Source organism: Faecalicatena contorta (assembly GCF_001404335.1).
GTDB lineage: Bacteria > Bacillota > Clostridia > Lachnospirales > Lachnospiraceae > Faecalicatena > Faecalicatena contortus_B.
Genome location: NZ_CYZU01000058.1, coordinates 1 through 19322, shown reverse-complemented (window position 1 = coordinate 19322; position 19322 = coordinate 1). Strand labels below are relative to the sequence as shown.

The 19322-nt window shown below is 47.1% G+C and carries 17 protein-coding genes; 2 read left to right on the top strand and 15 right to left on the bottom strand.

Features of this window, described 5'->3' with window-relative positions:
• Positions 1–493: 493 nt before the first annotated feature.
• Positions 494–655, bottom strand: a complete 162-nt coding sequence (gene rd, locus ARB69_RS21215) for a rubredoxin (RefSeq protein WP_025656450.1) — start codon at positions 653–655, stop codon at positions 494–496.
• A gap of 240 nt (positions 656–895) precedes the next feature.
• Here rd and ARB69_RS21210 point away from each other — a divergent pair, with 240 nt between their 5' ends.
• Positions 896–1162 carry a hypothetical protein gene (locus tag ARB69_RS21210; protein WP_055154933.1) on the top strand — a complete coding sequence of 89 codons (267 nt, stop codon included), beginning with the start codon at positions 896–898 and terminating at the stop codon, positions 1160–1162.
• A 429-nt stretch (positions 1163–1591) separates the two neighbouring features.
• Here the strand turns inward: ARB69_RS21210 and ARB69_RS21205 are convergent, their stop codons facing one another.
• From ARB69_RS21205 to ARB69_RS21190, 4 genes are all read right to left on the bottom strand, one after another.
• Positions 1592–3013: an ABC transporter permease gene (locus ARB69_RS21205; protein ID WP_055154932.1), complete on the bottom strand. Its 1422-nt coding sequence runs from the start codon at positions 3011–3013 to the stop codon at positions 1592–1594.
• Positions 2982–4508 (bottom strand): COG1361 S-layer family protein, encoded by a 1527-nt coding sequence (locus tag ARB69_RS21200; protein ID WP_050640172.1) that lies wholly within the window; start codon positions 4506–4508, stop codon positions 2982–2984. Before ARB69_RS21200 ends, ARB69_RS21205 begins: the two co-directional genes overlap by 32 nt.
• Entirely contained in the window at positions 4495–5217 is a 723-nt protein-coding gene (locus tag ARB69_RS21195; RefSeq protein WP_050640173.1) for an ABC transporter ATP-binding protein, read from the bottom strand. Before ARB69_RS21195 ends, ARB69_RS21200 begins: the two co-directional genes overlap by 14 nt.
• Positions 5218–5467: 250 nt before the next feature.
• Positions 5468–5722, bottom strand: a complete 255-nt coding sequence (locus ARB69_RS21190) for a hypothetical protein (RefSeq protein WP_050640174.1) — start codon at positions 5720–5722, stop codon at positions 5468–5470.
• 107 nt (positions 5723–5829) lie between these two features.
• Between ARB69_RS21190 and ARB69_RS28345 the strand changes: the two genes are divergently transcribed.
• A complete protein-coding gene (locus ARB69_RS28345) occupies positions 5830–6048 on the top strand; it encodes a helix-turn-helix domain-containing protein (RefSeq protein ID WP_050640175.1) in 219 nt (72 codons plus the stop codon).
• A 250-nt stretch (positions 6049–6298) separates the two neighbouring features.
• Here ARB69_RS28345 and ung read toward each other — a convergent pair whose 3' ends face one another.
• The 10 genes from ung to ARB69_RS21135 all read right to left on the bottom strand — a co-directional run bounded on the left by ung (position 6299) and on the right by ARB69_RS21135 (position 18701).
• The gene (ung, locus tag ARB69_RS21180; RefSeq protein ID WP_055154931.1) at positions 6299–6967 is read right to left on the bottom strand and encodes a uracil-DNA glycosylase; all 669 of its coding nucleotides are present in this window, start codon (positions 6965–6967) and stop codon (positions 6299–6301) included.
• A gap of 126 nt (positions 6968–7093) precedes the next feature.
• The gene (hisF, locus tag ARB69_RS21175) at positions 7094–7855 is read right to left on the bottom strand and encodes an imidazole glycerol phosphate synthase subunit HisF (protein WP_050640177.1); all 762 of its coding nucleotides are present in this window, start codon (positions 7853–7855) and stop codon (positions 7094–7096) included.
• Entirely contained in the window at positions 7855–8475 is a 621-nt protein-coding gene (gene hisH / locus ARB69_RS21170; RefSeq protein ID WP_050640178.1) for an imidazole glycerol phosphate synthase subunit HisH, read from the bottom strand. Before hisH ends, hisF begins: the two co-directional genes overlap by 1 nt.
• A gap of 15 nt (positions 8476–8490) precedes the next feature.
• Positions 8491–9903: an alanine/glycine:cation symporter family protein gene (locus ARB69_RS21165; RefSeq protein ID WP_050640179.1), complete on the bottom strand. Its 1413-nt coding sequence runs from the start codon at positions 9901–9903 to the stop codon at positions 8491–8493.
• A 275-nt stretch (positions 9904–10178) separates the two neighbouring features.
• Positions 10179–11723, bottom strand: a complete 1545-nt coding sequence (locus ARB69_RS21160) for a sensor histidine kinase (protein ID WP_050640180.1) — start codon at positions 11721–11723, stop codon at positions 10179–10181.
• Positions 11720–12400, bottom strand: a complete 681-nt coding sequence (locus tag ARB69_RS21155) for a response regulator transcription factor (protein WP_055154930.1) — start codon at positions 12398–12400, stop codon at positions 11720–11722. Before ARB69_RS21155 ends, ARB69_RS21160 begins: the two co-directional genes overlap by 4 nt.
• Positions 12401–12520: 120 nt before the next feature.
• Positions 12521–15607 carry an ABC transporter permease gene (locus ARB69_RS21150; protein ID WP_055154938.1) on the bottom strand — a complete coding sequence of 1029 codons (3087 nt, stop codon included), beginning with the start codon at positions 15605–15607 and terminating at the stop codon, positions 12521–12523.
• Positions 15608–15616: 9 nt separating this feature from the next.
• Entirely contained in the window at positions 15617–16321 is a 705-nt protein-coding gene (locus ARB69_RS21145) for an ABC transporter ATP-binding protein (RefSeq protein ID WP_055154929.1), read from the bottom strand.
• A gap of 236 nt (positions 16322–16557) precedes the next feature.
• Positions 16558–17802 (bottom strand): MFS transporter, encoded by a 1245-nt coding sequence (locus ARB69_RS21140; protein ID WP_050640183.1) that lies wholly within the window; start codon positions 17800–17802, stop codon positions 16558–16560.
• Positions 17803–17879: 77 nt separating this feature from the next.
• Positions 17880–18701, bottom strand: coding sequence for a zinc dependent phospholipase C family protein (locus ARB69_RS21135; protein WP_055154928.1), 822 nt, complete (start codon positions 18699–18701; stop codon positions 17880–17882).
• Positions 18702–19322: the final 621 nt, after the last annotated feature.

Here is a 19322-nt window from a genome sequence, read left to right as displayed (position 1 = left end):
TTTGTATATATGGAACAGTTATCATAATTTGAATGTAAACTGTGACAATATGAGTTTTGTATTGTAGCCGAGATCCACACAAGACTTTATTACTACACCTTAATATTATGATCCGCAATTTACATCTTACCTTTCCCCGTTTTATCCCCTCCCGTGCAGCGTTCTCCTGCCGCCGGCCGCAGCGCAGCCTGAGGAAATCGGGATGTTTTGATGCTGTCCGGGAAGGCTTATGCTGATTTTGGAAGCCTCTAGCGGGTCGTAGAATTGCTTACTGCGAAAAAGCCGCATCTTATGGAGGATAATTGATCTCCAAATCAATTATCCAGAGCGTCTGAGCTTAGAAAGCATCGGCTTTCTAAGTGAATACGCTCGGTTCCATAAGATGCGGCTTTTTCGCAGTTAGCAATTCTAGACTAAGCGGCCGGTTTCCAAAATCAGCATAAGCCTCCCCGGACAGCATCAAAACATCCCGATTTTCTCAGGCGGCCCCCCCTTAAGCCTCCACTACAAAGACATCTTTGCCAAGTCCGCACCAGGGGCACACCCAGTCGTCCGGCAGGTCTTCGAATGCTGTTCCTGGCTCGATCCCGCTATCCGGGTCTCCCTCCTCCGGATCATATACGTAGCCGCATGGTTCACACACATATCTTTTCATCTGAAATTCCTCCTCTATTTATTTAACATCATAGTATCATAATACTTCTATAAGTATTTTCTTCCAGCACCAGTTTTATACCCCGATTCATTACCCTTTCCAAAAACCCCCGTAAAATAAAGCAAAATGTTACTATTCACGGCCTATGAGCTGTGCATAGTAACAGTAAAATCTTAACATTTACATCCCATCTTCCAAATGCTATACTAATAGTTATCCAAAAAAGAAAGAGGTCAAACTATGTTCCGTCTATGGGGAAAAGAAATTAAAGACAATAAAATGCTCCGCGACACTGTCATCTGCGACGAGACAGATGACACCCGCACCCACAAAATTTTCAACGCTCTCGACGCTATCTGCTACGAATTCGATCTAAGCAAGCCCATCTGGCTGGACACCACAATAGCCGAATTCAAACGCCACGCCAAAACCCGCTTCTACCAGGACAACTTCGTAGACTCCATAGATTTCGACTACCTCGAAATCCAAATCATCGAAGAAGATTAGTTCTGTTTAACAGCAAGTTAATTATTATTCGAGGTAACTAGATTCTCCCCTCTAGCCACTCCGCCTCAAAAGAATCCCCTCCGCCCTCCCGTCACCCGCCAGGATGCAGGATGCACCCAGCGGTATGTTCCCGCCAGGCGGCAGAAGCAGCGTGAAACGGATATAAGAGGTTCTGGCAACATTGGATCCGCTGTTAGCAGGAGTTAAGGAAAAAAGAAGGAAAAACGGGGTAAAACTTGTAATTCCGAATTACAAGTTTTCCTGGCCCCAGCGCGTGAAGCCATCAAGGCTTCACGTGATGTGGCCGGGTCGCCCCGGTTTTCCTTCTTTTTTCATTTACTCCTGTTTACAGCCGCTCCTGTTGCAAGAACCTCTTATATCCGTTTCACGCTGCTTCTGGCACCTGGCGGGGACATACCGCGCCCCCTTCTACTCATTGCGGATAGCCGCCAGGGGACTCAGCCTCATTGCTCTCAGCGCCGGGAAGTATCCTGCCGCCATCCCCACGAACACCGCGAACACCAGAGAAGCCATTACCAGCCACGGCGGGATATAAGAAATATTTCCGTCAAGTCCCATGGCGCTTCCATTACCCGTAAGGAAGTTTATAACAAAAGACATAATAAAGCTGAGTATATTACCTGCTACACCTCCGATAAAGCCGATAAATGCAGCCTCCAGCAAGAACATCTGCTTAATATTCCTGAGTCCGCATCCCAGAACTTTTATAACACCAATTTCTTTTGTCCTCTCATAAATGGACATCATCATTGTATTAGCAATTCCGATGGCAGCAACCAGAAGGGAAACTGCACCGATTCCTCCAAGCACTGCCTGAACCATAGCAAACTGTTTTTTCATGCTTTCCATATATTCTGCATTCGTTGTTACCTGGAATCCCATGTTTCTGATAACGGATGACAATGCATCCACATCGTCGATATCTTCCGCCTGCACTGCCGCAGAGGAATACACGAACTGTTTATACGGCTTGCCTGACTTGGTACTTGGCTGTCCGGGTATCACGCGTCCCCTGAATTCACGTTTGAGCAGATCTTCCAGCTTATTGATGTCGCAGTAGACATAGTAATAATTAGCATTGTAACTTTCCATATCTCCCGCCACAACACCGCTTGCCTTTACCACATGCTTTTTCGGAGGAAGCTTGGAAGTCTGGGAACCGCTTCCGCCATTTTCTCCCCCGCCGGATGCGCCCATACTGTTGTTCTGGCTCTGAAAATATCCGTCCTGATCCAGAATCAGGAACATCTGGTCATTTGCCAGGTCAACGTCCGGTACTTTTCCTGTTTCCCAGTACCCCTTCCCGGTTGACTTTTCATAGAATGAGGTCAGCACACCATTTCCAAATACCAGTTCCAGACTGGAACTGTTTGGGTCCGGAAGCCTTCCGCCCTCAGCAAGTTCGATATTCTGCTTTTCCAGAGCTTCAGGGGTCATTCCCTTCAGCTGCAGGTAACCCATATACTTTCCCTTCAGCGCAATTGCGCTGAGTTCCAGTACTGGATCTGCACTCTTTACATGTTCCAGCTGCCTCAGCTGCTGGATTACATCGTCAGTTATATACTTATTAGGTTCCTCCTGATCGCCAGAGCTTCCCCCCATGCTGACATACATCCCGCCTTCGCTCTGTTTTCCGGTTACAGTCAGGCTCGTCATGCCTCCCGACTGCTCCACCTCACGGTACATCGACTCCTGCATTCCGAGCCCAAGCGATATCATAACTACGATGGATGCTGTTCCGATCACGACTCCCAGGATGGTCAGAAAAGTACGCAGTTTTCTGCGTTTGAGGTTGCCACTACTCATCCTCAGTAAATCGATCCACCTCATCCACCAAGTCCTCCTCTTCTACAGACTCCTTCTTTTTCTTTCTTTTCTTCATGACTATGATAATAACTATGACCGCTGCAACGACCACTACAGCGATTATGGCAGGTACCAGCGGAAACCCTTTCTCTTCCGGCATCTCTGCCATTGTTGTTATATCCATCGGCGCCTGTTCCGGGGTGATCTGCAGTGAAAATTCCTTTTCGACTGTAGAGGCCTTTCCCGCATCATCTTCGTAGGAAACAATCATCTTGAACTTCTGGTTACCCGCTGTTTCCTGCATGGCGGTCACGATTCCGTCTATTGAGCCGGTTGCTCCGGAATCTACATTTCCTACGAATACTTCTTTTGCTTCAATTCCTTCCCCTTCAAACTTCACTTTTACATTGTACAGCTTAATTCGTCCTGTATTATAAAGGCTGCATGTAATATTGGCCTCTTCTCCAACTGCCACTGCCTCCGGTGCAATTTCCAGCTCACTGAATTCAAATCTTGCCGCCTGTTTCACTGGAATAGCCAGACTGGAAGAGCTTTCATACTGTGTTGCGCTGCTGTCCTCGTATTTCATGGACATGGATATACTGTACGGTTTTTGTACCAGATCTGCCCTGGCGTTCAGGTCAATAGAAATGTCCTGGGTTCCGCCTGCCGGAATACTGTCCAGATAAATCGTGCTGGATCCGGAGGATGGCAGAAATGCCGGCGCCTCCGCAGCTCCCTCTGTCCCTGAGGACGGCGCCTGCAGGTCAAACAGCATATTGGATACCGCTGTTCTTGTAGATGTATTTTTCAGATGTACAATCAGCTTGAAATCGCTTCCGGCATTTACAGCGCCTGGATCTGTATTAAAACCTGTTACAATAACACGCGGAACGGAATTATTTCCGGAAGGTGCTTCACCACCGCCTCCTCCGCTTGTAATCACAGGTTCATTATTAGAAATACCACCGTTGTCCTGAGGCTCCTCCGGGGTATTCGGCTCTTCCGGGGTATTCGGTTCCTCCGGAGTATTCGGATCCTCCGCCGGTTTCTTCTTTTCCAGTGTTTTTACGTAAACATACTTTGTTGTCTCATACTGCTGTTTTCCATCATTGCAGGTAATCTGAAACGTAAGTTTGTAATTCTTTTCGCCGGCATCTGCACGTACGGTCAGATTATCCAGTTTTGTTTCCACGGTCTCCCCCACTGGGATATCTACTGGAGGAAATTCATTATTCAAATTTTTTATCTCAAAAGGCCATGCAGAAGCATCATCAATAATGGGCGCTATTTTAACATTCTTCGCATCCGCTGTGCCCTCGTTCTTAAGTTGTATCAGCAGTTCCTGCTTTTTGTCCCCTTCCGTATAAACCGGGGTTTCCTGTGATTTACCAATTGACAATACTATATCCGGTATCGGTCCGGTCTCATCTGCCGCCCGTACCCCAACCGGCAGTATCATAGCAGCCATCAGCGCAAGACTCATTGCGATTCCTGCAGTTTTCTTAAACAGTTTCATGTTCCTTGTCCTCCCTCTTTTTACGGTTGTCTTCTATTTTTACGATCTTCCCATCGATTATATGGAAAATTCTGTCTGCATATGTAGCCAGATGGTTGTCATGCGTTACCATAACCAGCGTTTTCTTCTGCTCCCTGACTACCCTCTGCATTAAGGTCATAACCTCTTCCGACGTATGCGAATCCAGATTGCCGGTTGGCTCGTCGGCAAAGATTATCTTTGGATCCACAACCAGCGCGCGGGCGACGCCAACTCTCTGCTGCTGACCTCCTGACATCTGGTTCGGCAGATGCCTCTTATGCTTTTTCAGATTCACCAGGTCCAGCATCTTGTCAGCCTTCTTCAGGCGGCTCGCCCGTCCCTCTCCACGGAAGCTCAGCGGTAATGCAACATTCTCAAGTGCATTCATCGTTCCGATCAGATGGAATGACTGGAAAATGAATCCGACGTTTTCACGCCTGAACTTTACAAGGCCGTCCTCATTCAGCGTCTCCATGTGCTGTCCACCGATTATAACTTCACCTTTGGTTGGCTTTTCCAGTCCGGCAAGCATATTCAGAAGAGTGGATTTGCCTGAGCCGGAGGTCCCTACAATCGCGCAGAATTCACCTTCATATATCTCAAAGTCCACACCGTTGAGAGCACGTACCACAGAATCGCCTACACGGTACAGTTTGTATAAGTTTTTAATCTCGATGACCTTATCCACAGTGCCCCTCCTTTATCCCAATATTTTCAACTTACATCATACTTATGAAATCAAAATATTTCTATATAGAATTTGTTAATATTTTCTTAATATTATCCGCATTAAATTCTTTTCAATAAATGATGGATTTTAGCAGCATTTTATACAAAACCGCGTAAGTTTTAATGCTTTCATTTGTTTAATTAATGAAGGAGCTAATCTCCTCACCTTTTTAGCTCCTTTCCCACCACATACGTTAGGCCCGGATCCATTAGGTATCCGGGCTGTTTTTCTCAATAATGTTAATTTTTTCTTTTATCTTCTGATATATCTCATCTTCGTCTAAGTTTATTTTCCCCTCTGTATTGATATACTCAGAAAAAAAATCGGGTGTTATCCTGAAAAATTCGTTCTGTGATTCCGGTGGCAGATCGGATATGAACCTGTCGTAAAATTCGAAATCATCCATCATAATAAAATCCCAAAACCGTTTCTGCTGCTCTTCTGTCATAGTGTGTTTATCCATCTTGACCTCCCCCCATCCCTCTCTTGTGGTTTTATTATATTCGTAATTGCGAAGATATTCAAGTATAAGAATTTGAATTATGCTTATCCTAAAAAAGAGGTGGTGCCATGATTGATTACTCTCCATTCTGGGAAACTCTGGACAATTCTAAAGAAAATTGGTATACACTGACTACGAAATACCATTTATCCAGCAGCACTCTATACCGTTTAAAACACGGCCAGGACATAAGCATGAAAACAATAAACGACCTTTGCCGAATACTCAACTGCAATATTCAGGACATAGCGAGGTATCTTCCCTCAGAAACCGATCAGGAGCTCTAATAAAGTATCCGCCGAAAGCGTAGTGAAGCATCCACTTCCATTCCGGGGGTATTCGTGTGCGTATGAGTCCCACAAAACAAAAACCACATCGGATTGGAAGGCTAAAGCTCTGCTTTGAAAAACAGAGCTCAGCCTTCCAATCCAATGTGGTTTTTATCTTGTGAGACTTCATAAACAGCCGGGCTCTGGCCGGGGACAAGGACGTTCCCCTACATACAGCAATAGTCCTGCCCTGATCCCGGATTCCCCCTTACTCTATCTGCCAGTCGACAGGTTCCACTCCATGGCTGCGCAGAAATTCATTGGTCTGGCTAAAAGGCCGGCTTCCGAAGAATCCTCTGAACGCAGAAAGGGGACTTGGATGCGGCGCCTGCAGGATCAGATGCTGCGGATTATTCAGCATGCTCTTCTTACGCTGTGCCGGGCTTCCCCACAGGATGAATACGATCGGTCTGTCCTGGCCGTTCAGGGCCATGATTGCTGCATCCGTGAATTCTTCCCAGCCGATACCGCGATGGGAATTTGCCTGATGGGCTCGAACCGTAAGTACGGTATTCAGCATCAGAACACCCTGCTGCGCCCACTTTGTCAGACAGCCATGGCTGGGTATGGTACATCCCAGGTCGTCATGCAGTTCCTGGTATATGTTGACCAGGGACGGCGGGACTTCCACACCCTTTTTTACGGAAAAGCAGAGGCCGTGGGCCTGTCCGTCATTGTGGTAGGGGTCCTGCCCCAGAATTACCACTTTGACATCCTTCAGCGGAGTCAGGTGAAATGCATTAAAAATGTCATTTGCAGGCGGAAATATCTTCCGGGTCCTGTACTCCTGATTCACGGTCTCAAATAATTTTTTATAGTAAGGTTTTTTAAATTCCCCCGCTAAAGCTTCATACCAATCGCCATTCAATCCAGACATATTTATTCACTCCTAAGCTTACATTTTTATCCAGAGCGTGTTTGAAAATTCATTGCAGCAATATTCAAACACGCTCAATCGTACAGTTTTAATCCACCCGGTTCTTTCACAGAGTGCGGCTGCGTCTTAAAGCCGTACTGAAACGCCCTCTTTCCGCAGGTATTCTTTTACTTCTTTTATCTCCAGCTCTTTATAATGGAAGAGGGACGCCGCCAGCGCCGCATCGGCTTTTCCGTCCGTGAGAGCTTCCTTGAAATGTTCCAGCGTCCCCGCTCCGCCGGAGGCGATCACAGGAATGGATACCTGCTCCGCCACGGCACGCGTAAGTTCCAGATCATAACCGGCTTTTGTACCATCGCAGTCCATACTGGTCAGAAGAATCTCACCGGCACCCAGGCCGTCTGCTTTTTTTGCCCACTCCAGAGCATCCATTCCGGTGTCAATCCGGCCGCCGTTTTTATAGATGTTCCAGCCGCTGCCGTCCGCACGCCGTTTCGCGTCAATCGCCACGACCACACACTGGCTGCCGAACTTTACGGCCGCATCATGTATCAGCTGCGGATTATTGATAGCAGAAGAATTGATAGAGATCTTATCTGCTCCTTCTCTGAGCAGCGCCCGAAAATCCTCCACAGTACGGATTCCTCCGCCTACGGTGAACGGGATAAACACACACTGAGCCACCTTACGTACCATGTCCACCACGGTTTCCCTCGCGTCAGAAGAAGCCGTAATATCCAGAAATACGAGTTCATCCGCACCTGCTTTATCGTAGGCCTTTGCAATCTCCACCGGATCACCGGCATCGCGCAGATCCACAAAATTGACGCCCTTCACTACTCTGCCGGCGTTGACATCCAGACAGGGAATAATTCTTTTTGTAAACATTACACTTCCTCCCGGTTGAGTTCTACAAAGTTTTTCAGTATCTTCAGACCCACTTCACTGCTCTTTTCCGGATGAAACTGGCAGCCAAATATATTGTCCTTTTCAACCGAAGCATGGATATGGGTGCTGTATTCTGTGGACGCTTTCACAATCGACTCCTCTTTCGCCTTCAAATAGTATGAATGTACAAAATAGACATAAGACTGTTCCTCTATACCGCGAAACAGTCTTCCGCCGTGCTCAAGGTGCAGAGAATTCCATCCCATATGCGGTATCTTCAGGCCTTCCTGATCCGGGATCTTTAATATCTCGCCTTCCAGCAGGCCGAGACCCTCGGCTCCCGGCGCTTCATCACTTCTCTCGAACAAAAGCTGCAGCCCGAGGCAGATCCCCAGAAAAGGAGTCCTCTTTGCCGCAACCTGGCGGATCACCTCATCCAGCCCTGCACGCTTCAGATTCTCCATGGCATCGCCAAATGCCCCTACGCCGGGAAGAATCACCTTTTCTGCCTTTAGAATCCGCTCCGGATCACCGGTAACTTCGACTTCGTGTCCCAGTAACAATAGCGCCTTCTCTACGCTTTTGATGTTTCCCGCATCATAATCAATCATTGCTATCATAATATGTAAACTCCTCTACTCTTTCCCTGTCTTTTTGCTTTTCCCGGTCTTCACTACAGGCACCTGCGTTTTATCCACCGCATCCAGGTTGTTTATATACTTTTTTGTCTCTTTTACGATCACCGGTGACAGTAATAGGACTGCAATCAGGTTCGGTATGGCCATAAGCGCATTCAGTGTATCCGCAATCAGCCAGACCAGATTCAGAGATACAACCGGCGCGATTGCCGCTACGATTATATAGAGGAGCCGGTAAGGAATTAATCCCTTTTTACCCGCAAAATACTCTACGCAGCGCTCTCCATAATAAGCCCAGCCCAGGATCGTGGAATATGCAAATGAAATAATCCCGACTACCAGAATAATCGGCCCTACATAAGGAATCTGGGCAAACGCTTTGGATGTCAGTATCCCGCCATTGGCAATTTCATTTGCATTGATTGCCGGATTCTTCATAATCGTTGATACCAGTACCAGCCCAGTCATCAGACAGACTACTACCGTATCCCAGAATGTACCAGTGGAAGATACCAGTGCCTGGCGCACAGGGTTTCTCGTCTGAGCCGCCGCTGCTGCTATCGGTGCAGACCCCATACCGGATTCATTGGAAAACAACCCTCTGGCCACTCCATACTGCATGGCAAGGCGGATTCCGCCGCCCACCAGTCCGCCGGCAGCCGCCCCGGGTGTAAATGCAAGTTTGCAGATGGTTGTTACGGCCGGAATGATATAGTCATAATTAATCCCCAGAATAATCAGACAGCCAATCACATAAAACACCGCCATAAAAGGAACCAGCTTTTCGCATACTCTTGCAATACTTTTAATTCCGCCGAATATAACAATTGCAGTCATAAATGCGGTAATAAGCCCGATAATCCATGGCTGGATCCCCAGGTTTTCCTCACAGATCGCAGCGATGGCGTTGACCTGTGTCGCGCATCCGATCCCAAAGGATGCAAAGCCTGCCAGAAAAGCAAAAATTAATCCCAGCCAGCGCATGTTCAGCCCACGCTCCAGAGCATACATTGCGCCACCCTGCATTCTTCCATCTTCCGTTTTGACACGGTATTTCACCGCAATCAGGGATTCCCCATACTTTGTGGCTATACCGAACACTCCGGTCAGCCAGCACCAGAGAACTGCACCAGGGCCCCCAAGCGCCACGGCAGTTCCCACGCCAATGATATTTCCCGTACCGATTGTAGAAGCAAGCGCTGTCGTCAATGCCCCAAACTGACTGACCTCACCTTCTGCATTCGGGTCTTTTGTAACCGATAATTTAATCCCTTTCGAAATCGTCTTTCTTTGAATAAAGCCTGTACGGATCGTTAAAAATAAGTGGGTACCAAACAGCAGGGCGATCATCCCCCAGCCCCACACTTTGGAATTCACATATTGGACCGCTTCGTTTACTACATCAAACATGATTTTCTCCTCTCTCATCCTCTCAATGACATTCCGGAATGAAAAAAAGAAAACACACCCGGCCTTATGTCCCCGCCGGCGGGACCGCTGTAAACAGCGGTATATGTAACGAGTAAGGCATACATAATACCGACCGTTGCCAGTTGGCACAATGTATGCCTTAATAGTAGCTATTTTACAGCATTTTGCATCGCTTTTCAAGTTTTTCAGCTATGGAGCCGATTAAATCCCCTCTATACGCAGTAACAGCTCAGGCAAGTCTGAACTGTTACTGATCATGATTGATCATGTTTTTCAGGCGCGGCCAATAAAGACATCGTCTCCGAATCCGGCGAGTTTGTGCTCTCTGCGCACTCCATATCCAGCTCAAACCAGAATTCGACGCCGTTTTCAAAATTATTCACGCCGTAGTCCTGGTGGAAGGACTCCATTATCGCTTTTACGATAGACAGGCCAATTCCATTCCCGCCGTATTCCCGGGTATGAGCCTTGTCCACTTTATAAAACTTATCCCACAGCTTATGCAGATCTTCTTCCGGTATGGGGTTACCGCTGTTGAATACAGATACCCTTACCGTTCTTCCCCTGGATATTACCCGGATTTCGATACGCTTTTCGTTATCCACATGATGGATCGCATTGGTTAAATAATTTCTGACTACCTGTTCCGTCTTGAATTCATCCGCCCAGACGTATACCTTCTCATCCGCGATAAAGTCTACGGAAGCCCCTGCCTGCAGAATCAGTATCTCGCAGCTTGAGAGTACTCCCTGTATCAGCCCGACAATATCAAAGCGTTCGAATTCCAGTTCCTGAGAGCCGAATTCCAGTTGGTTCAGAATCAGAAGATTTTTCACCATCTGGTTCATCTTCGCGGCTTCATCCATGATGACATCACAGTAGAACTCCCGGCTTTCGGGATCTTCGTTGACCCCTTCTTTCAGCCCCTCCGCGTAACCCTGGATCAGAGCGATGGGAGTCTTCAGCTCATGGGAAACATTCCCCAGGAACTCGTTGCGCATGTCCTCCAGTCTGTCTTTCTGCTCTATATCTTTCTGCAGCTGGTTATTTGCGCTCTTCAGCTCCGATATCGTCTTCTCCAGACGTGAGGACATAATATTGAAATTCCTGCCCAGCACCCCAATCTCATTATCACCGCCGCTTGTATATTTTGCCTCAAAATCCAGCCTCGCCATACGCTGGGACAGTACTGCCAGTTCTTTGATCGGCTCCGTAATCTTCCGGGAGAAAAAGCATACGAGAATCCCGCCCAGAATTACTGCAATTACCCCCATATAGACAAGAAACTTATTGGCCAGGCTGGCGCTCTCTCTGATACTTTCCAATGGACTCTGCATAATGAAAAGAGAACCATCCGAGAACTCACCCCAAATCTCAAGATATTCTGTCTGATTCGTAAAATCTTTCGTCTTGCAGATCTGATAGTAATCCGTATTTTTCAAAACCTTTTTCGAGTTCTGGCTTTTATCAAACAAATAGGACAGCAGCTTGACATAGAGAGGGCCATTTCCGTCCCACACGGTCGAAAATACAAGTGTCCCGTCGTTTTGTATAACGAGCGCCGCGATATTTGTCCGCTCCGTCTGTCGTACGAGTTTTTCATACACTGACTTTGAGCTAATCTCCCCGCTGCGGATCTCTTTGTCAATGGAATTGTACATACTCAACAGATCTGCCTGCTTGTGCACCGTGTAATACTGTGCCAGGAATCCTGAATTCACCGCAAAGAGCAGAATAAGTATAAATATAATCAACCCGACAAAGATAACCATCATCTGCCGTCTTATTGATTGTTTCATCCTTCTACCTCGAACTTATATCCCATGCCCCAGATCGTCTTAATATAGTCGCCCTTCTCTCCCAGCTTGCTCCTCAGCTTCTTCACATGGGTATCTATGGTACGCGCATCCCCAAAATAATCGTAATTCCACACATTGTTCAGTATCTTCTCTCTTGACAGGGCAATTCCCTGATTCTCCACAAAATAGGACAAAAGCTCAAACTCTTTGTAGCTTAAATCTATGGTTTTGTCCCCGATCTTTACAATATGTGCAGCCCTGTCAATCACAATCCCGCCGGCATCCATGACATCCCCGGAATCTGTGCTCTGTGTTCTGCGGAGGATGGCTTCTACTCTGGCCACCAGGATCTTTGGGCTGAATGGTTTGGATATATATTCGTCCACGCCCAGGTCAAACCCCTGGAGTTCGTCACGCTCATCCGAGCGGGCCGTCAGCATGATGATCGGAACCTTGGAATGTTCCCGGATCTCCCGGCATACCTGCCAGCCATCCATCTTCGGCATCATGACATCCAGAATCACCAGCGAGATATCCTTATCTTCATAAAATAAATCCATAGCCTCCATGCCGTCGCCCGCCTCAAGTACCATATATCCTTCTCTCGTCAGGAAATCCTTTACGAGCTTGCGCATCCTGCTTTCATCATCCACAACTAAAACTTTGATTTTCTCCATTTTAATCGTCTCCTATCTGTTCTTTTTCCCGTTCTTATTCCTTTTTTGTATCATAACAGGTAAATTTGATGAAACTGTGAATTTGCGGGCTTTTCGGGCACTTTTCCCCGTCATCCGCTTTTATTCCACGCTCTTCAGAGATTCCACCATATCGATCCGTTTCAGCTTGAAATACATCACTCCGTTTACAAAGAGAGAGAATCCCATGGTAATCAGAAAACTGTACACATAACTGCTAAAGTCAATATTTCTTCCGAACATAGCAGAATCAATCTCCACAGTCACAATGACAAACTGATGCAGTATCCTACCAAGCAATATGCCCACTGCAGAACCGACTACCGTCAGGATTATATTTTCACGGTAAACATAGGCTGATACCTCATTGTCAAAAAACCCGAGAACTTTCAGTGTGGCCAGTTCCCGCTTTCGTTCTGTAATGTTGATATTATTCAGATTGTACAGAACTACAAATGCCAGCATTCCCGCCGATATAACAAGCACCACCAGCACAATATCCAGGCTGCCCAGCATGTCATCCAGCTGCTGCTGCATATTGTTCGTATAGCTGATGCTCAGAGCGCCTTTTGTCTCCAGAATGGACTCCCCAACTTTTTCAAGCTCATCCATCCTGCCCTCTTTCATCGTATAATAGATGGAGTTATACTCCGGCGCTTCTCCATACAGTTGTTTATAAAGGTCAGGTGTCAAATAAATATAATGTCCGATATAGTTTTCACATATCTGCGCAATCTTAACCTGAAGTTCACCCTTCACATCGTCTTTTATGCTGACCGTATCACCCACGCCTGCATCCAGCATCTTTGCCGTTTTTTCGGATATAATCGCTCCGGTATTGTCCAGCTTATAGTGTTCATCCGTTATACGGTTTTTAAAGATGACAAATTTGGAGAACTCATCCAAATCCTTCGGCACATTCAAATACACATCTTTCGTTGTCTTTCCATGTGTAACCTCAACCTGCTGGAGGAAGTTCTCTGCCGTGTCATCCACCCGTTTATCGGATGCCAGTTTATTATACGTTTCCTCTTTTTCATCCGCGGAAGCATCTTCTTCCAATATAACATTTCCATCATAAAGCTGGATCTCTCCATACTGGAGCACCGCGATGTCAAAGATTGAATCCTTCAGCCCAAATCCGACCAGAAGCAGAGCCATGCAGCCTCCGATTCCGAATACGGTCATGAAAAACCGTTTCTTATATCTGATCAGATTCCGCACAGTCGCCTTCCAGATAAAGCTTAGCCGCTTCCATAAAAACGGAATCCTCTCCAAAAACACCCGCTTGCCCTGCTTTGGTGTGGGCGGTCGCATCAGCTCCGCCGCCTGTTCCCTCAACTCATGAAAACAGGAGAAAATCGTAGCAAGCAGTGTGCATGCCAGGGCCGCAAGTGATGCCGCCATACCGTAATACATGTTGTATGGGGTCAGTACGGTATCCATGTGCTGATACATAATTCCATAGGCTGTAATGATAATATAGGGCAGTATCTTCTCTCCGACCAGGATTCCAAATGCGCTCCCGCTCACAGTTGCAAGACATGCATAACCGATATATTTGCCCGCAATAGAATGTCGTTCATAGCCAAGCGCCTTTAATGTTCCGATCTGGGTTCTCTGCTCTTCCACCATACGCGTCATGGTCGTCAGGCTGATCAGTGCCGCCACAAGGAAGAACAGTACCGGAAACACCTCCCCAATGGCCTTCATACGGTCTGCATTTTCCCCGTAGCTTGTGTATTCGGTCAGAGTGCTTCTGTCATAAATATACCACTTGGCATGCTCAATCTTGCTGATATCCTTCTCGGCATCCTTGATTTTTTTCTCGCCGTCTTTTATCTTCGTATCTGCTTCGGATTTAGCATCCTCGTACTCTGCCTGTGCATCGTTCAGTTCCTGCTCTTTTGATGCAAGTTCGCTCTCTCCTGCCGCAAGGTCAGACTGTGCCTGTTCTATCTGTAGCCAGCCGTCATTGATCTGCTGCTGGCCGGAATCCAGCTGCCCCTTTGCCTCGTCGAGCTGGGCGCGGGCCGCCTCGATCTGGGCATCTCCTTCCGTAATCTTGGCGTACATCACCTGCAGTGTATATTGGGTCTGCTCATCGGTCAGCCCGCTTGATGCAAGTGCATCATACTGGGCCTTCACCTGGTTCAGTTCCTCTACCTTGCCATTCAGCACTTCGACCTGCGCGTTCAGGTCCTCGTACCCCTGGTTGATCTCATCTTGTTTCTGGATCAGCTGGCTGCGTGAATCCTCCAGCTGTGCATAGCCGTTGGATATCTCCGCCTTTGCATTCTCCAGCTGGTTTCTGCCGTCATCCAGCTTTGCTTTTGCATCGTTTAATTTTTGATCTGCCTCGGTTTTCGCATCTTCCAGCTCTTTTTTTGCATCGTTGAGCTTATTCTCAGCCTCATCTACAATCTCCTGATACCGGGCGTCTTCTCTTGTTTTGCGGATCTTCTCCACTTCATCTATAGCAGTGTCTATATGGTCATCATATTCATCCGTGAACGCTGTCAGCTCTTTTGCCCCGTCCACAGCAGCATACATCTCCGTATACACATCCAGATCAAAGCTGTCCGGTAAAACGCTGACAAACCCGCTGACAGAACCGGTGCCGATCGTGCTGCTGCCGCGATGAAAAGAGATATAGCACGGGCTGCTGACCGTCCCCACAATGGTGTAGGTATCCGTCTTTAGTGTATCGGTGATCTTATCCTCTGTCCCTGATAAAAACGTAATCTTATCGCCGACCTCGTATCCGCTCCCCGTCAGAAAGTCTATGTCTACAACACACTCGTCCGCTGCTTTTGGCAGCCGCCCTTCCTCCACTACCAGTTGATTCATGGACGGCAGCAGCGAAGAAATATGTACCACCTTTTTGCTGTCATTCACAGAACAAAGAGCATCTGCCGAATAGCCGGCCTCCACGTGCTCAATACCGTCCACCTTCTCCAGGGCTTTCAGGTCGTCGTCTGTTAGGCCCAGAGTGCTGACCACCTTAATATCCATCAGGTTCTGCCTGTCAAAATATGCGTCCCCTGAAAGACGCATATCCGGTTCCGCAGAGCGGATGCCCGAGAAAAACGCAACCCCGATTGCCACTATGAAGAATATCGAGAGAAACCGGCCCAGGCTTCTGCGGATCTCCATGTAAAAATCTTTTCTAAGTGCTTTCCTGCTCATATGCATGCCCTACCATTCTATTTGGTCAATTGATACCGGATTGGGATTCTGTTCCATGCCGGATACTTTTCCGTTCTTAATGCGGATCAGCCGGTCTGCCATCGGCGCCAGCGCTGAATTATGTGTGATGACGATGACCGTCATGCCCCGCTCCCTGCACATGTCCTGGAGCAGTTTTAAGATTGATTTGCCCGTATTATAGTCCAGAGCTCCGGTTGGCTCATCGCACAGCAGAAGCTTTGGATTCTTAGCCAGCGCCCTGGCAATGGATACACGCTGCTGCTCTCCCCCGGACAGCTGTGCCGGGAAATTGTCCAACCGGTCTCCCAGCCCAACTTCCTCCAACACCTCCCTGGCGTCCAGGGGATTTTTGCAGATCTGAAGCGCAAGCTCTACATTCTCCAACGCCGTCAGATTGGGGACCAGATTATAGAACTGGAACACGAATCCAATATCATTGCGGCGGTAGCTGGTCAGCTGCCTTGCATTACAGCTCGTGATATCCGCTCCGTCCACCGTGATCTTTCCTCCTGTGGCAGTGTCCATACCACCCAGGATATTCAGCACCGTTGTCTTACCTGCGCCGCTGGGGCCCACAATAATGACAAATTCTCCTTTCTCAATCGCAAAATCTATTCCGTCCACCGCACGGATCTCAACTTCTCCCATCTTATAAATCTTTGAAATATCTTCTAATTTTACGAAATCCTTCATCTTAGCATCTCCTCGTCAGCTGCATATTTCTGATGCGGCAGTGCGGCCGCACTCACACACCGAAGGCTGGTAATCCCGCATTCAGGCCTGCCCAGTCTGTTTAACATTATATCACGTTCATATGAGAAAATGATGGAATTCTTACTAATTTCACAATTAATTTATTGCTAAATTTTATGGTAAAAAAAAACGGGGCTGCCTGTCATAATCAGGCAGCCCGCTGCTTTTTCGGATATCTATTTTACAGCTTTTGCAGCTTTCACGGCCTTTCTGAAAAGGATGAATCCCACAAGGAAAAAAACAGACAGCGCGCTGACTCCTATATTTACATTACCGGTAATCTGGCTCAGCACGGATACGAATGCCGTGCCGAAGATGGAGGCGCCCTTTCCACAGATATCATAAATCCCGAAATATTCACCGGACTTTTCTGCCGGGATAATCTTAGCAAAATAAGACCGGGAAAGCGCCTGGATCGTCCCCTGGAACATTCCCACCAGAACCGCCAGTATCCAGAAGTCAAGCTGAGTATCTAAACCGTATGCATACAGCGCTATACAAAAATAGGCGGCAATACATATCGTAATAATTGTTGTGGAAGCCAGTTTTTTTGACAGCCTGCTGAAGATAAGAACGCAGGGAAATGCGACGATCTGTGTCAGCAACAGCGCAAGCAGCAATCCCGTACTGTCCAGACCGAGTGCCTGCCCGTAGGCAGTGGCCATATCAATGACTGTATAAACCCCATCTATATAGAAGAAAAAGGCCAGCAAAAAGAACAGGACATGCTTTTCCCTGGCAATTTCTTTAAAAGTACTGCCAAGTCGTCTGAAACTGTTCCTGACCACATGCTGCGTTGTCTCCACAAAATACTTCTGCTTATAAGAACGCAGCAGCGGTACAGCCGACAGCAGCCACCAGACAGATGTAATCAGAAATGCGATTACCATGGATGTCTGCATGCCAATCCCCAGTTTTCCGCCGCCCAGCACTACTCCCAGGCTGGCAACAAAAGGAATGCAGCTTCCGATATAGCCCCAGGCAAATCCCTGGGAAGATACGACATCCATCCTTTCAGGTTCAGTAACATCCGTCAGCATGGCATCATAAAAGATCAGGCTGGAAGAATATCCCGTTTTTGTCAGCACAAATACTCCCAGAAACCAGATCCAGGAAGACAAAAAGCCCAGGACGATACAGCCGATCACGCCCACTCCAAGGAAAACTGAAAATATCACTTTCTTATAATTCTTCGTATCCGCAACCGCCCCCAGTGTCGGCCCAAGAACCGCTACAAACAGGGTGCAGATAGAGGTTGCATATCCCCAGTACGCCAGATAATTGACAGAAGATATTCCCGCAATATCTGCCAGATGGTTGAAGTAGATTGGAAATATGGTGGCTACCAGCATAGTAAATGCGGAGTTGCCCACATCATACAAAACCCATTTCTTCTCCAAGGCCGTCATTTTAAATTTCATAGATTTCCCCCTTTTATCACTTTCTCTCACTCATATTTATAACTGCTCATTCCTTGTATATCCGTTTGGCCCTGGTCCTACAACGGCAGTTCCTTCCAATCTTCACCTGCGCCGAATGTCTCATGGAATCTTACCGGAAGTTCCGCATCCTGGAACAGGACTTTTTGGAACTTAATGATCAAGTCTGCAGCCAGCGGCACAGCTCCTGCATATAGTTTTTTCAGCAGCAGACAATAATTTTCACACTGCGGATTTGCCTCCTCACTCATAACCATTCCGTGCATAGAATCGTATTTTCCCATTACCTTCATAGCGCCAAAAACCAGTTTTCTCTTTTTCTGTCCGGGCGCAAGCAGGAGCTTATGATAAGTAATCATGGAGCTCAGCGCCTTTTTTACGGTATCAACAGACAGATCCTCAAAAAATGGCGCGATTACCTTTGCATTTTCCATCGTCGGGTGAATGTGTTTTGCAGAAAAATACGTCACCGGATTTATATGGTCTCCGGTCAGGAGATACCGGTCAAATTCCATCTCTATTTCGGAATGGCTGATCCCGCTGACCTGTATCATCTTTTCAATGTACTTATGGCACTCACTGTCCAGTGCAAAATGGCAGATAAACCCATACATATAAGCCCTGGCCGCCGCACTGTCATCTGTTTTTGAAATAATCTCAGCGGCATGGCTGAAAAACTGATCCGCCATCTTATCGTGCAGGGCGTATCCCTGCCCGCTCACCGGATTAGACTTCAAGGCTTTGTAATAAAACAAAATATCCGGTCCGTGAAGGCCGATATCAAATAATTCCCTGTTATTTTCCACCGCTTTTTCAAGCGGCCTGGGAAGGGCACTAATGACATCCTTTCCAAATCTATAGTGTGCATACGTTGTTGGCATAGCAAAAACCTCTTTTCCTATTAATTTTTATGTATTCCCCCTCCGGCAGAAACATTCCACATCCCGCGAGCGGCGAAGACCGGTGCACTTCAGGCTTTTACAATTCGTCTGATCTCCCGGTAAAAATAAAATAGTCCTGCTTTAAAACGTCCGCAGAATATCAATTATGGAATGCCCTTGGATATATATTATCACAGAAATCGGGGAAAGAAACCAGTATATCATAGAAAAATTTATGTAAAATTTCAATAGCAGCGTATTTCCTGTATGATTAGTAGGCATTTACATTCTTTTCCATATACTGAATACTACAGAAATAGCCTGCTGTATAAATAAGAGGTATATAAAATAAGACCAAAAACAAAACCGCATAGTGTATTGAATTATTTTGATACTGGAACCGTGTCCCATTGCTTTTGTACACCTACTGGGACATAAAAGTACCACCAATTCTATATCCATACGCTGCCCCCGTTTAAGGCCCCACCTTAGGAACGTGTCCTTTTCCCGCCGGTTGGATACGCCAGCTCCATGAAGGGATAGCCGAAAGCCTCCCGGAGAACATCCATGTCCTTTCAAAAACGCTCAAAGCGGACCTTAGAAATTCTTGGTGGGAAACAG

Coding starts and splice junctions, on each gene's coding strand:
- ARB69_RS21200 (WP_050640172.1), bottom strand. CDS start 4,508: ATGAAACTGTTTAAGAAAACTGCAGGAATCGCAATGAGTCTTGCGCTG.
- rd (WP_025656450.1), bottom strand. CDS start 655: ATGAAAAGATATGTGTGTGAACCATGCGGCTACGTATATGATCCGGAG.
- ung (WP_055154931.1), bottom strand. CDS start 6,967: ATGTCTGGATTGAATGGCGATTGGTATGAAGCTTTAGCGGGGGAATTT.
- ARB69_RS21135 (WP_055154928.1), bottom strand. CDS start 18,701: ATGCCAACAACGTATGCACACTATAGATTTGGAAAGGATGTCATTAGT.
- ARB69_RS21190 (WP_050640174.1), bottom strand. CDS start 5,722: ATGGATAAACACACTATGACAGAAGAGCAGCAGAAACGGTTTTGGGAT.
- ARB69_RS21205 (WP_055154932.1), bottom strand. CDS start 3,013: ATGAGGTGGATCGATTTACTGAGGATGAGTAGTGGCAACCTCAAACGC.
- ARB69_RS21150 (WP_055154938.1), bottom strand. CDS start 15,607: ATGAGCAGGAAAGCACTTAGAAAAGATTTTTACATGGAGATCCGCAGA.
- ARB69_RS21145 (WP_055154929.1), bottom strand. CDS start 16,321: ATGAAGGATTTCGTAAAATTAGAAGATATTTCAAAGATTTATAAGATG.
- ARB69_RS21210 (WP_055154933.1), top strand. CDS start 896: ATGTTCCGTCTATGGGGAAAAGAAATTAAAGACAATAAAATGCTCCGC.
- hisF (WP_050640177.1), bottom strand. CDS start 7,855: ATGTTTACAAAAAGAATTATTCCCTGTCTGGATGTCAACGCCGGCAGA.
- ARB69_RS21160 (WP_050640180.1), bottom strand. CDS start 11,723: ATGAAACAATCAATAAGACGGCAGATGATGGTTATCTTTGTCGGGTTG.
- ARB69_RS21155 (WP_055154930.1), bottom strand. CDS start 12,400: ATGGAGAAAATCAAAGTTTTAGTTGTGGATGATGAAAGCAGGATGCGC.
- ARB69_RS28345 (WP_050640175.1), top strand. CDS start 5,830: ATGATTGATTACTCTCCATTCTGGGAAACTCTGGACAATTCTAAAGAA.
- hisH (WP_050640178.1), bottom strand. CDS start 8,475: ATGATAGCAATGATTGATTATGATGCGGGAAACATCAAAAGCGTAGAG.
- ARB69_RS21140 (WP_050640183.1), bottom strand. CDS start 17,802: ATGAAATTTAAAATGACGGCCTTGGAGAAGAAATGGGTTTTGTATGAT.
- ARB69_RS21165 (WP_050640179.1), bottom strand. CDS start 9,903: ATGTTTGATGTAGTAAACGAAGCGGTCCAATATGTGAATTCCAAAGTG.